At 62.0% G+C, this 13,301-nt stretch carries 13 protein-coding genes; 3 read left to right on the top strand and 10 right to left on the bottom strand.

All coding sequences use genetic code 11. The features are described from left to right. Window positions 1-9: 9 nt before the first annotated feature. Window positions 10-1,116 carry a PA0069 family radical SAM protein gene (locus tag BW989_RS04635; protein WP_242651310.1) on the bottom strand — a complete coding sequence of 369 codons (1,107 nt, stop codon included), beginning with the start codon at window positions 1,114-1,116 and terminating at the stop codon, window positions 10-12. Window positions 1,117-1,178: 62 nt separating this feature from the next. Here BW989_RS04635 and cls point away from each other — a divergent pair, with 62 nt between their 5' ends. The 3 genes from cls (at window position 1,179) to BW989_RS04650 (ending at window position 3,936) form a co-directional block, all read left to right on the top strand. Continuing rightward, complete coding sequence (gene cls, locus BW989_RS04640) at window positions 1,179-2,639, top strand: cardiolipin synthase (protein WP_425476647.1); 1,461 nt, start codon at window positions 1,179-1,181, stop codon at window positions 2,637-2,639. A gap of 95 nt (window positions 2,640-2,734) precedes the next feature. Next, window positions 2,735-3,181: a hypothetical protein gene (locus BW989_RS04645; RefSeq protein ID WP_076585831.1), complete on the top strand. Its 447-nt coding sequence runs from the start codon at window positions 2,735-2,737 to the stop codon at window positions 3,179-3,181. After that, the gene (locus BW989_RS04650) at window positions 3,178-3,936 is read left to right on the top strand and encodes a pyridoxine 5'-phosphate synthase (RefSeq protein ID WP_076585833.1); all 759 of its coding nucleotides are present in this window, start codon (window positions 3,178-3,180) and stop codon (window positions 3,934-3,936) included. The genes BW989_RS04645 and BW989_RS04650 overlap by 4 nt, the downstream gene beginning before the upstream one ends. 54 nt (window positions 3,937-3,990) lie before the next feature. On the opposite strand, the gene BW989_RS04655 is transcribed toward BW989_RS04650, so the two are convergent. The 9 genes from BW989_RS04655 to recF form a co-directional block, all read right to left on the bottom strand. Next, entirely contained in the window at window positions 3,991-4,407 is a 417-nt protein-coding gene (locus tag BW989_RS04655; RefSeq protein ID WP_076585835.1) for an ExbD/TolR family protein, read from the bottom strand. A 12-nt stretch (window positions 4,408-4,419) separates the two neighbouring features. Beyond that, entirely contained in the window at window positions 4,420-4,860 is a 441-nt protein-coding gene (locus tag BW989_RS04660) for an ExbD/TolR family protein (RefSeq protein WP_076585837.1), read from the bottom strand. Between the two features lie 58 nt (window positions 4,861-4,918). Further along, the gene (locus BW989_RS04665; RefSeq protein ID WP_076585839.1) at window positions 4,919-5,665 is read right to left on the bottom strand and encodes a MotA/TolQ/ExbB proton channel family protein; all 747 of its coding nucleotides are present in this window, start codon (window positions 5,663-5,665) and stop codon (window positions 4,919-4,921) included. A 63-nt stretch (window positions 5,666-5,728) separates the two neighbouring features. Beyond that, the gene (locus BW989_RS12875) at window positions 5,729-6,403 is read right to left on the bottom strand and encodes an energy transducer TonB (RefSeq protein WP_076585841.1); all 675 of its coding nucleotides are present in this window, start codon (window positions 6,401-6,403) and stop codon (window positions 5,729-5,731) included. Between the two features lie 135 nt (window positions 6,404-6,538). Further along, a complete protein-coding gene (locus tag BW989_RS04675; RefSeq protein WP_076585843.1) occupies window positions 6,539-7,636 on the bottom strand; it encodes a tetratricopeptide repeat protein in 1,098 nt (365 codons plus the stop codon). 116 nt (window positions 7,637-7,752) lie between these two features. Continuing rightward, window positions 7,753-8,580 carry a M48 family metallopeptidase gene (locus BW989_RS04680; RefSeq protein WP_076585845.1) on the bottom strand — a complete coding sequence of 276 codons (828 nt, stop codon included), beginning with the start codon at window positions 8,578-8,580 and terminating at the stop codon, window positions 7,753-7,755. A gap of 77 nt (window positions 8,581-8,657) precedes the next feature. After that, window positions 8,658-9,491, bottom strand: a complete 834-nt coding sequence (locus BW989_RS04685; protein WP_083688234.1) for a CPBP family intramembrane glutamic endopeptidase — start codon at window positions 9,489-9,491, stop codon at window positions 8,658-8,660. Window positions 9,492-9,594: 103 nt separating this feature from the next. Further along, complete coding sequence (gyrB, locus tag BW989_RS04690; protein WP_076585848.1) at window positions 9,595-12,045, bottom strand: DNA topoisomerase (ATP-hydrolyzing) subunit B; 2,451 nt, start codon at window positions 12,043-12,045, stop codon at window positions 9,595-9,597. 103 nt (window positions 12,046-12,148) lie between these two features. Continuing rightward, window positions 12,149-13,228, bottom strand: a complete 1,080-nt coding sequence (gene recF / locus BW989_RS04695; protein ID WP_076585850.1) for a DNA replication/repair protein RecF — start codon at window positions 13,226-13,228, stop codon at window positions 12,149-12,151. Between the last annotated feature and the right edge of the window lie 73 nt (window positions 13,229-13,301).

Genomic DNA, 13,301 nt, shown 5'->3' on the forward strand with positions numbered 1-13,301 from the left:
GCTTCGCGATCAAAACAATTCGCCCTGCGGCGTGATCTTGCGCGGCGGGGTGAAGTGCGAATCATCCAGCGGCGGCATCCCACAGAAACCCAATCGCGCATAGGCCTTGCGAAACCGCTGGGTGATCAATTGCGCGAACGGCCCTTCGCCTTGCATGCGCTTGCCAAAGCGGCTGTCGTAATCCTTGCCGCCGCGCATCTGCTGGATCAGGCTCATCACGTGCGCCGCGCGTTCTGGGTAATGCAGATGCAGCCATTCGCGCCAGACCTCTTTCAGTTCATGTGGAAGCCGCAACAAGATGTGGCCCGCGCCCATCGCGCCCGCTTCATGTACGGCCTCCAGGATGTGTTCGATTTCCGCATCGGTAATCATCGGGATGATTGGGGCCAGCAACGCGCCTACCGGCACCCCCGCCTCGCGCAGCAAACGGATGTTCTTCAAGCGCGTATGCGGCGCCGCGGCGCGCGGTTCGAGTTTTGATGACAATCGGTTGTCGAGTGTGGTCACCGAGACCATCACATGAACCAGGTCATGTCGTGCCAATTCAGCCAACAGGTCGATGTCGCGAACGATCAGCGACGCCTTGGTGACGATGGACAGCGGATGCCGCGTCTCCAGCAGCAGCTCAAGGCATTGGCGGCTGATGCGATGCTCGCGTTCGATCGGCTGCCAGCCATCAGTATTGATGCCGAGCGCGATTGGATGCGGCTGATAGCCGGGTTTGGCCAATTCATCGCGCAAGCGCTCCGCGGCATTGGTCTTGGCGCTCAGCTTGGTTTCGAAATCGAGTCCCGGCGACAAATCCAGATACGCGTGCGAAGGCCGGGCAAAGCAATACACGCATCCGTGCTCACATCCCCTGTATGGGTTTACAGATTGCGAAAACCCCACATCGGGTGACTGGTTGCGGCTGATGATGGTGCGCGCGCGCTCGATTCGCACCTCGGTTTGCACAGGCTGGATCGGGTCGGTGTCATCCTCGGCATAGAGCGAGCCCCAGCCGTCGTCCTCGCCCCTGCTGACGGTTTTCTCGAAGCGCCCGACCACTTGCGATGCCGCGCCGCGCCCCTTGATGGCGCTCGCCTCGGGCATGCGGATTTTGTTGGGAGAAGCCATGCGGTTAGCCTAGCGTCGCGGGATCGCACAGACTGCGATACGGAGACATGACATTGCAGGACCTGCTGAATGCGTTGCACACCGGCTGGGACGGTTTTTGGGCCATTCCCCACATCAAGACCTGGCTGATCCTCGGCTGGCTGACGTACCTGGTCTGGCTGGGTGGCTGGATCATCCTGCAAAAGCGTGAGCCGGCCGCCACGCTCAGCTGGTTGATGAGCCTCGCCTTCCTGCCCTACCTCGGCTTCCTGATTTATTACCTGCTCGGCCCGCAGAAGATTGATCGTCATCGCCTGCGCCGCGCCCGTCGCCGTGTCGCCCTGGCGGCGTTCGATGACGAAAGCAGCAATCCCGAATACGCGGAAATGCAGCGCATGGTGCTAGCCACCACCGGCTTTCCGCCCGCCTCGGCCACCCACGTGGACATGCTGGTCGATGGCAGCCACAAGTATCCACGCCTGCTGCAAGACATCGCCACCGCCACGCGCGAGGTGCACGTCGAGTACTACATCTACGAGCCCGACCAGAACGGCACCGCGCTGCGCGATGCACTGACCGCCGCCGCCAAGCGCGGCGCCAAGGTGCGACTGTTGCTTGATGCGGTCGGCTCGAAGAAAGCGTCGAAGAAATTCTTCCAGCCCTTGCTCGATGCGGGAGGTGAGCTGGCGTGGTTCCACCCGATGCGCCTTGGCCGGGTGTGGAAATTCTGGAAGCGGCCGTGGGTGAACCTGCGTACCCACCGCAAGATCGTGCTCATCGATGGCCGCATCGGCTACACCGGCGGCATCAACATCACCGACGAGCAGGATGATCGCTTGCGTACCGATGCCTATCGCGACCTCCACCTGCGCATGGAGGGCAATGTGGTGCGCGAGCTGCAACAAGTCTTTGTCGAAGACTGGATCTACGCCACCGACGACCGCAGCCTGATTTCCGACGTGGTGCAGGGGATGCCGCCGCTGGTGGCCGGCGATATCCCGGTACAGATCGTCAGCTCCGGACCGGATTCGCGCTGGGAGGCCATCCATCGCGCCCATGTCTCGGCCATCCACGCCGCCCATCACCGCGTATGGATGACCACACCCTATTTCGTCCCCGGCGAGGCCGCGATGATGGCGCTGACATCCGCGGCCCTCGGTGGCATCGACGTCCGCCTGATGGTGCCGAAGATGAGTGACAGCAAGCTGGTCACGTTCGCCGCGCGCTCTTATTACGATGCCCTCTTGGCCGCGGGCGTGAAACTCTACGAATACGGACCACGCATGTTGCACAGCAAGACCCTGTTGGTCGATGACGATCTGGCGATGATTGGCAGCGCCAACTTCGACCACCGCAGCTTTCGCCTCAACTTCGAGGTCCACGCAATCATCCATGACCGCCACATCGCCGGCGAACTGGAGGAGTTGATCGAAGGTGAGTTCGCCCACGCGCCCCGCGTCCGCGATCCAGGCACCGACCGCCGGCCGCTATTCACTGCCCGTCTGCCCGAAGCCATCGCGCGGCTGATGTCGCCGCTGCTTTAGATTTGCAGAATGAACGGTGATTTTTACGCCCCCGACGGCGGCGTTTCTGGCGCCAAGGCTCGTTACACTCCCCTTATCCCCCGAGGAGTCTGCCCATGTACTGGCTGCTCTTGCCTGCTGCTGCGCTGGCATTGATCCTGGCGCTGCGCACGCCGTCCCCCGGCTTGATGTTGATGTGGTTCTGCGTCGTGTTTGCCGCACTGGCGGCATGGACATGGTTTCGTTACCGGCAGCTATTCCCGGTGCGCGACACCAGCGCCGACCTCACCCCGCTTGATCCGGCCGAATTGGCTCGCCTTCGTTTTCAAGCGCAGGCCAATCGCGAAGCCGAAGCCAGCGCGCGCCTCGCCGCCGAATCCGAGGCCCTGCATCCGATCCACCCGATTGCACATCCCGCGCCCTCGCACCATGTGCCTGATGTGACTCAGATGCCCATCGCACCCGGGCCTGCTGCCGTCGAAAGACCCTTGACCGGCCGCGCGGTATTTGTGGTGCCGGATGAACCGAGCTCCGTCATCATCCCAGGTGAACGCAGCACGTGAGCACCCGCCTTAGCGTCAACGTCAACAAGATTGCGGTTTTGCGCAATTCGCGCGGTGGTCATGAACCGGATGTCGTGCGCGCCGCGCGTACCTGTCTGGATGCCGGCGCAGATGGCATCACGGTGCATCCTCGCCCCGATGCGAGACACATCCGCGAGGATGATGTGCATGCCCTGGCCGCGTTATGCGCAGAGTACGCCGTCGAGTTCAACCTGGAAGGCAACCCTTTCGCACCGCCGCGTCCTGGCTATCCCGGCTTCCTTGCCTTGTGCGACGCGGTGCGTCCCGCGCAGGCGACACTGGTGCCGGACAGCGATGGCCAGATCACCTCTGATCACGGTTTTGACTTCGACCACGCCATGGCCGAGCTGACGCCGCTAGTGAGCGCACTCAAGACTATGGGCTGTCGCGTCAGCCTGTTCGCAAATGCCGATCACCCCGCACTTGCTCGTGCAAACGAATGTGGCGCCGACCGCATCGAGCTCTATACCGGCCCTTTCGCTGACGCCCATGCGCGTGGAGACCAGGCCGCCCTCGATGATTGTGCGCGCGCAGCAGGCATCGCCCAGGCTGCCGGTTTGGGCGTCAATGCCGGCCATGACTTGTCACAAGACAATCTTGGCGCATTTTTGGCCGCCATCCCCAGCATCATGGAAGTCTCGATCGGCCATGCGTTGATCAGCGAAGCGCTCTATGCCGGCCTGGATACGACAGTCCGCCGCTACCTCGACATCATAAAAAACGCCGCCCGGTAAGGGGCGGCGTCGATCCACTCATATCGAAAGTGGGCGGCGAGCGCCCGCTGAATATCACTCGGACTGCAGGAAGCCGATCTTTTGCATCTCGGCGTTCTTGGCTGCGGCCAGGACCTTGGCCAACACCTCGTATTCGGCGTCGTCATTGGTCTGGATCTGCAGCTGCGGCTGATTGGTCGGGTCTTTCTGGACCTCGGCCGACATCATGTTTTCCAACGCGCTGACCGGGGTCGGCGAGTCGTTCCAGTACACCTGACCCGACGCATCGATACGCAGCTTGATCGGCTCCACATCCTTCTTGTCTTCCGGCGGCGGAAGGTTCGATTTTTGCGGCAGGTCGATCTTGATCGGGTAGGACTGGATGGGCATGGTCACCATGAAGATGATCAGGAGCACCAACATCACGTCGACGAGCGGCGTAACGTTGATGTCGGCCATCGGGCCCTTGCCACCACCTGAAGTAAATGCCATGGCGGATGCTCCTTAGTTCTTCTTCTCGCGGGTCGCAACGTAACCGATATCCAACATGCCCTGCTGCTGGGCAAGCTTGGTGATGTCGTTGATCACACGCAGTTTGGTGGTGCGGTCGCCACGCAAATTGAGCGGCGGCTGCGGTTGCTTCTGGGCCTCACTGGACAGGCGGCTTTCGATCAGCTCACGGCTGATCGGTTCGTCGTTCCAGAACAGTTCACCCCCCTCGGTCACCGAGATGGTGATCGGGGAGGCGCCCTTGTTGCGTGCCTCATCGGCGCGCTTCACTTCTGGCGTCAACTCCGCTTGCGGCAGTTCAACCTTGGTTTTGTGGTTCATCAGCGGCGTGGTGATCATGAAGATGATCAGCAGCACCAGCATCACATCCACCAGGGGCGTGACGTTGATGTCGGCCATGACGCCGCCGCTTTCATTTCCGCTACTCATTGCCATGGGGCAGGATTTCCTTGGTCGAACTTAGCGTGGAATTGGAGCCGAGAAGCCGCTGGGATCAGCGGCTAGCCTCGCCGACGCGCGAACCGGTCGCGAAGAAGTCGTGCAGGTCGTGCGCGAAGGTGTCGAACTTGGAGTTCGTCACGCGGTTCAAGCGGCTGAAGAAGTTGTACGCCAACACCGCCGGGATCGCCACGAACAGGCCAAGCGCGGTCATGATCAGCGCTTCACCCACCGGGCCGGCCACGGCCGAGATGGAGGCGTCGCCGGTCGAACCGATGCGGATCAGCGCGTGGTAGATACCCCACACCGTACCCAGCAGACCGACGAACGGCGCGGTCGCACCGACGGTGGCGAGCAGGGTCAAGCCGTTGTCGAGCTTGGCGCTTTCGCGGGTCACGGCCTGACGCAGGGCGCGGTCCACGAACTCGGAGCGGTTCAGCGACTCAGCCAGGCGCGAGCCTTCGTGACGCTGATGGTGGGCAGCTGCCTGGGCAGCGTCCAGCGCGATCTTGGAGAACGGCTCGGACTTCGGCTGCTCTTCCATGTAGCGGATCGCGTCCTGGGCGTTCGGCGTCTGCCAGAACGTGGTGGTCACGCGGTCAGCGCTACCGCGCAGGCGCATGTTCTTCACGAAGTTGACCACGATCCAGTAGACCGAGAACAGCGAGAAGACAACCAGAGTAATGAACACGATCCAGCCGACGAAGTCGAAATGCTGAATCAGGTTGCCAAAGCTCATTTGGTTGAGCGCTTCGGCATTGTTGCCGCCGGCGGCGGGCTGGGTGGTGGGCTGCTGCAGCATGACGCTTACCTTTGTTGAGTGGATGAAAAGACCCAAGGGGTTAGTGATGATTCGATAGACGGATTATCCGCCCATATTGAAGTCGACGTTGATGAAGCCGCTGCCATCACCCGAACCCGGGCACAGCTTCCAGCGCTTCACCGCGGACGTCGCCGCACGATCCAGGTCGCGATTGCCACTGCTGCGACCAACCGAGGCACTAGTGACGGCGCCCGAGTTGTTGTACGAGACCGATACCTGGACCGTACCCGAGATGCCCGCACGCAGTGCTTCACGTGGATACGTGGGCTGCACGCGCGAACATACGCTGGCGGACAAGTCGCCCGATGGCGGACTTGGCCGTGCCGGCGGCTGCGTCGGCGGGGCCGGCGGCGACGGCGGCGGGGCCTGGACATCGACCGCACGCGGGGTGTCGGTGACGATCGGCGGCTGCTCCGGCGGCGGCGGGGTGATCGTCTTCGGCTGCGGCTGCGGAGGCTGCGGCGTCAGTTTGATCTCCTTGGGCGGCTCTTTCGGCGGCGGCGGCGGCGGCGGTGGCGGTGGCGGCGGTTCGATGAACTGCACGTCTACGCGATCTTCTTGCTCATCCGCCGACGGCGGCGGAGAAACCGGCGCCATCAACAACATCAATGCGGCCACGTGGACAGCAATAGCCGCCGAGATGCCTGCGATCCGGGGCCAGTTCAGGCCTTCCTCGCGGTCTTCCTGATACTCGTAGCGGGCGGTGGTTTCCGTCATGCGCTGGCTCGTTGTTGCTGGGCGCGGACGCCCGGTTCATGGAGACTGCCACCCGGAGGCGGCAGGAACCTGCAAGCTTATACCAAACCCTGCGCGTGATGCACTACGCGCAGGTCCGGGTTTGTGCGACAGGCCTTACTTGGCGTTGGCCAGGCGCTGCGCCTCGGCCGTGTTCTTGACGCCCTTAGCCAAGGCCTGTTTGGCGGCAGCGCGCTGCTCGCTCGTCTTGCCTTGGTTGTTGTAGACCTTGGCCAGATTGAGCCACGCCTCACCGTCCGGCATCAGCGGCGCTGCTGCCGCATAGTATTTCGCGGCAGCGTCAAGGTCATCAGCAAAAAATGCCTGGTTGGCCACGACCGACCACGCTTTGCCAAGATCCTGGTCCTTAGGCAACACACCCTTGGCCACGCCATCTTCAACCACTGCCGCGGCCCGCTTCCAACCATCGTCTTCATTCAACAGGCCGGAATACAAGGCGCGGTATTCGTTCGCCTCGGTCAGCATGCCCTTGCTCTGGGCGTCCAGCAGCAGCTTGTTGGCTTCGGCAAATTTGTCCGCCTGCTGCAGGGTCACCACGGTGTTCATCAGCAACTTCTTGTCATTCGGGTTCTTCGCCAAGAGTTCCGCAAACGCCTTGGACGCCTCTTCACTGCGACCAGCACTCGACAACAGGCTGGCCCGCATCGACTGATACTGCGGCTCCTGCGACTTGGTTTCCGCAAGGAAGCGTTCCAGCGTCTTCATCGCGGCATCCCATTGCTCGAGTTGGGCCTGGGTTGCGATGAGATTGTTCATCACCCGGTAGTGGCTGTTGTTATCCAACCCGTTGGCGTCAATGGCGGCCTGGAAATATTGCGCGGCTTTCGCGCTGTCATTGGCTTCGCTCGCGGCTACACCAGCCAGTTGGTAGGCGAAGGCTTTTTCGTAATCGCTTTCGCTCGACTCCGCGAACGGCACAGCGATGGCGAGTACTTCTGCATACTTTTCTTCGTTGTAGGCCTCGCTCATGGCCTTGAGCTGCTTGGCACCCTTGGCGGTGGCGCGGGCTTTCGGCTCTTCGCGTGTGGCCTCCGGAAACTGCGGGGCCTCTTTCTGCTGCTCGTCCGCTTTTTGCGCTGCTCTATCGCGCCGGCCTGCCTGGCGACTCTGCGGATCGGCAAAGACGGGGGAGACAATGGCGGCACCCAGTACCAATGCAATAGCTGCGGTCAGTGGGCGGTTGAGGGTCTTCATGATGCTCTCCTGAAAAACGGTCTTGTTGCCTAGCGGCGTAGACCGTAAAACCTAGCAGAATGCGCCAGCCGCCGGCAGGTCTTGCCAACGCTCGCGTTCAGCTGCTGTGCGGGCCGTTAGCCGCAGTTCGGGCGTTTGCCTGCTGCCCTGGCGCTTTCATATTCGGGCATCAGCGTCGTGGCGCGCTGGTTCATTTCGGCCAGGCGCGCCTGCGGCTCGGGGTGGGTGGACAGCCATTCGGGCGAGCGGTTGCCACCACTGGCCTTGATCATGTTCTCCCACAACCCGACGGAAGCACGCGGATCGAAGCCTGCACGCGCCATCAATTGCTGGCCAACCACGTCCGCCTCGGCTTCCTGCACGCGCGAACCCGGCAACAGAAAACCGGTCTGGGCAAGGATGCTGCCCCCTTGCATCGCGGCATCGCCTATCCCCTGCCCGTAGCGTGAACCCAGGATGGCACCTGCCACCTGCAACGCGCCCTGTGCACCCACCTGACGAGTAATACGCTCGTTGTGATGGTTGGCCAGTACGTGCCCGATTTCATGCGAGATCACGCCAGCGAGCTGATCCTGGTTGCGCGCAACGGTAAAGATGCCTGTGTACAAGCCCACCTTGCCACCCGGCAATGCGAACGCGTTCGGGCTGTTGTCGACAAATACCGCCGACTCCCAGCGATAACGCTGCTGCCATGCCGGCGGCAATTCGCGGACGATGGCATTCACCACGCACGCGGCATACGCCCGTTGTCGCGCATCCGTGGTTTGCGCTTTTTGAGCCTTCATTTCAGCGAAGGCTTGTTCGCCCATCTGGTCGAGTTGTTGCTGGGAAACGCCGCCCACGACTTGGGTGCGCCCTGTCGGTGAGGTTGTCGTAGCGCAGGCACTGACGGCGACCGCTACGGCGGCGGCAAGGACGAGTGAACGAGTCTGGCGAAGGCGCATGGCTGCATTTCCGAGGATGAATGGCCTCTGGTTTTACGCCTTTTCAGTTCAATGGCGCGTCAACGCCCAATCTCCGTTCAGCCTGCGTAGCCAGCGATCATCACCACCACGGCCACAAGGTTGTTGGTGGCATGCGTGGCGATCGGCGCCCACAGCGTGCCCGTGCGACGGTAGATCCAGGCCAGACAGGCGCCCATGCCCGTATAAAACAACAGCAAAACCAAGGTCATGGCGATGGGTGAATCGGACGTACCGGGCACTTCGTGGGCGAAGGCAAACAGCACGCTGCTGGCGATCATGCCGGTCATCGGCTTCTTTGCCGCCCAAAACCGCCCGAAAAATCCACGTCGAAAGAGCAGCTCTTCAAACGCCGGCGCCATGACCACCGCCAATAGAACCAGCAGCGCCGGGCTATATGCCATGGCGGCTTCCAACATCTTCAAATTGGTGGGGTTGGGTACATGGCCCAGCTTTTCCAGCCCCCAGGTCAGCGCCATGCTGGCGATGCATAGGGCCAAACCCAGCCCAATGGCTTCGATCCAGGTCCGTGGTTGGGCCGCGGCCGCTTTTGATACGCGCCGCTCTTCCGGCGTGGCACGTCGGCGGAAGTAGTACACACTCAGCGCCGCCAAAGCCATGCCGATACTGCTGATGATCATCATTAACGCATCATTCGGCGCACCGATAGCCTTGGTCATTGCGTCCGGGTTTGCCGCCATACCCGGGTTCTGCATGCCGGCCTGCATGGCTTTGTAGAAGCCCCATGCCACCATCCCGCCCACCACGGTGCCAATCAGCACCGCGATCGCGATCAGAAAATCGATGGCTAAGCCTGCCCATGGATTTTCGGACGTCGAGGATGCGACCGTGGGTGCGGGATTTTCGTTTGGGATGGCTGGTGGCATGTTCATGCCAGCAGTGTGCCCTCGCCTTCGCGCTCCACCATGTGCCGGATGTCACCCATCCGGCGGGTTTTCTATGCGGCTTGCGGCACTTGCTTGCACATTGCTGTTGTCACACGTCGAGGTTGGCGACCTTCAGCGCGTTGTCTTCGATGAACTCGCGGCGCGGCTCCACCACATCGCCCATCAGCGTGGTGAAGATTTGATCCGCGGCGACCGCGTCCTCGATGCGCACACGGAGCAAACGACGCGTTTCCGGGTTCACCGTGGTGTCCCAGAGCTGCTCGGGGTTCATTTCGCCCAGACCCTTGAAGCGCTGGATCTGGCGGCCACGCTTGGCTTCATCGAGCAGCCACGCCTGTGCATCGGCAAAGCTCGCGATTTCCTGCGCGCGATTGCCGCGCACGATCTGCGCGCCGTCGCGGATCAAGCCGTGCAACACGGCGGCGGCTTCGCGCAGCGGCTTCAATTCGCCATGCTCGAAGATCGACAACGGCAGCACTTGAGTCAGTTCCTCGCCCATGTGCGTGCGCACGATGAGCAGCGCCGCCGGATGGCCTTCGGTCGCCGGCTGCAGCTTGAGGGCGTAACGCGGCTTGCCAAGGCCTGTGCGGTTGAGCCGCGCTGCCAGGGCTTCCAGCTCGTGCGCTTCGTCGGTATTGGCGGCGAGCGACGCGGCATCGAGCGGGGTGAAGTCGATCAGCGACTCCAGCACGATCGGGTCATAACGATGCGCATTGCGAGCGATCGCGGCGCGTGCCTCGGCAAACGACAGCAAGAGCTTCTCCAGCGCCGCGCCTTCGATCGCCGGCTCGTTTTCCGCGGGAATCAACGATGCGCCCTCCACCGCGTTGTTGGCTAGATACACGTCCAGTGCCGCGTCATCCTTCAAGTACAGCTCGTTCTTGCCCTGCTTGATCTTGTATAGCGGAGGCAGGCCGATATAGACATGCCCGCGCTCGATCAGCTCCGGCATCTGCCGGTAGAAGAAGGTGAGCAACAAGGTGCGGATGTGGCTGCCGTCGACGTCGGCGTCCGTCATCAGAATGATGCGGTGGTAGCGCAATTTATCCGGGTTATATTCGTCCTTGCCGATGCCCGTGCCAAGCGCCGTGATCAGCGTGCCAACCTCCGCGCTGGCCAACATGCGGTCGAAGCGCGCACGTTCCACGTTGAGGATCTTGCCCTTGAGCGGCAGGATCGCCTGGGTCTTGCGGTTGCGGCCTTGCTTGGCCGAGCCACCCGCCGAGTCACCCTCGACGATGAAGAGCTCGGACAGCGCCGGATCCTTCTCCTGGCAGTCGGCCAGCTTGCCCGGCAGGCCGGCAATATCCAGCGCGCCCTTGCGACGGGTCAGGTCGCGGGCCTTGCGCGCGGCCTCGCGGGCGCGCGCCGCATCGACGATCTTGCCGGCGATGGCGCGGGCTTCGTTGGGGTGTTCCTGAAGGAACTCCTCCAAACGTGCACCGAACGTGCTCTCAACGACCGGGCGCACCTCGGATGAGACCAGCTTCTCCTTGGTTTGGCTGGAGAAGCTCGGGTCCGGCACTTTCACCGACAGCACGGCGATCATGCCCTCACGCATGTCATCGCCGGACAGGCTCACCTTGGCCTGCTTGGCGATGCCGCTCTGCTCGATGTAATTGGTCAGCGTGCGCGTCAACGCCGCACGGAAGCCCTGCAAATGGGTGCCGCCATCCTTCTGCGGGATGTTGTTGGTGAAGCAGAACATCGTTTCCTGGTAAGCGTCGGTCCACTGCAGGGCGACGTCCACGGTGATGCCGTTCGCTTCACCCGTCACCGAGATGACGTTCGAATGCAGTGGGGTCTTCAGCTGGGCCAGATGCTCGACGAAGCTGCGGATACCGCCCTCGTACTGGAAGGTCGTGCTCTCCCCTTCCCCGCGCTCGTCGGTCAGGGTGATCTTGACGCCAGAGTTGAGGAAGCTCAGCTCGCGCAGGCGGCGGGCCAGGATGTCGTAGTGGAATTCGGTATCGGTGAAGATCTCAGCCGAGGGCCAGAAACGCAGCGTGGTGCCGCGACGACCGCCCTGCTCGCCCAGACGCTTCAACGGCGCCACCGGCTCGCCCAGCGAAAACTCCTGGAAGTGATGGCCGCCATCGCGCCAGATGTCGAGGGTCAGTTTGTCCGACAGCGCATTCACCACGGACACGCCCACCCCGTGCAGGCCGCCCGAGACCTTGTAGCTGTTGTCGTCGAACTTACCGCCCGCGTGCAGCACGGTCATGATGACTTCGGCTGCGGAGACACCCTCTTCCTTGTGGATATCGACCGGGATGCCGCGGCCGTTGTCGCTGACCGACACCGAGCCATCCTCGTGGATGGTGACGATGACTTCGTCGGCATGGCCGGCCAGCGCCTCGTCGATCGAGTTGTCGACCACTTCGAACACCATGTGGTGCAAGCCGCTGCCATCGTGCACATCGCCGATGTACATGCCCGGGCGCTTGCGAACGGCCTCCAGGCCTCGCAGTACGGTGATCTTGCTGGAATCGTAGTTGGCGTTGGGCTGGCCGGGGGTCGCTTCAGTCGCTTCCGTCATGCGGATCAGAACTCCGTTGTGGCACCGCCAAAAAGGCGCGCCGAAAGGCTGGTTTTCAACGCATTATTGTAGCATCCAGCGCTCGCCAGACCCTGCCCGAGATTCAGCTCGCCGGGTGAATCTGACCGTGTTCCACGTGAAACATCGTGACACTTTTCCCCGTGATCTCCGGCAAGGTATCGACCCCGCTCAGGAAGACTTGAATCCCATCGTTGTCGAGTTGATCCAGTACGCGTTGGCGATGCCGTGAATCGAGTTCCGAAGCGAAATCATCCAATAAAATTACCGGCCACTCACCGCGCGCCTCATGCAGTTGCCGGGCCTGGGCCAACAGACAGGCGAGGGCAACGAGCTTGGCCTGACCTCGGGAATAGGGCTCACGATCAGGCCGGGCAACGAAATCCACCCGCCAATCCGCACGGTGTGGCCCAACCCCTGTGTGCCCAAGGGCGAGATCGCGTTCGCGATTAAGGAGCAGGGCATCAGCCAGCGACATCTGGCTTTGCTTCCAGCCCGCCTGGAGATCAAACGCCGCAATACCGAAAGAAGGCAACAATTGCTCGGTCACGGCTTGCAAGTGCGGCAGTAGTGCGGCCATATAAGTCTGCCGGTGCCGATGAAGTGGTTCCCCGGCCTCGGCAAACTCATGATCCCAAGCATCAAGCTGGGCCCCGGCGTTGCGCGCCTTGAGTAGGGCATTGCGCTGTTTCAGTGCCCGAACATAGCGCCGCCACTGGCCCAAATAGTCATGTTCCACGTGGAACAAACCCCAATCCAGGAATCGCCGTCGCGGGTCGCCGCCGCCGGAAACCAAAGCATGACTGGTGGGCTCAAAGGTGATGACCGCCATGGCCGCGCATAAATCACCTAATTGAGCGACATCCTCACCATCCAGTCGCCCCGTCCAATCGCTGCCGGTATGCCGCAGGCCAACGCGTCTTGGCCGGTTCGCAGCATCCTGCCACTCGGCGTACACCTGTAAAGCCTCAGCACCTGTCCGAATAAGGCCATCACGCACCCGGCCGCGAAAACTACGCCCATAACCCAACAGGTGTAGAGCCTCCAACACGCTGGTCTTGCCAGCGCCATTCTCGCCAACCAACAGATTCAGCCCAGGACCCGGCATCAAGCGTGCCTGATGTATGGAGCGAATGTCCTGCAGGTCAAGGCGAGAGATATGCATTTCAGACGGCTATGCATGCGAAACCGCCCGGACATGCCGGGCGGTGAGGTTTCACGTGGAACATTGTTTGCCG

This window comes from Solilutibacter tolerans (assembly GCF_900155935.1).
Classification (GTDB): domain Bacteria; phylum Pseudomonadota; class Gammaproteobacteria; order Xanthomonadales; family Xanthomonadaceae; genus Solilutibacter; species Solilutibacter tolerans.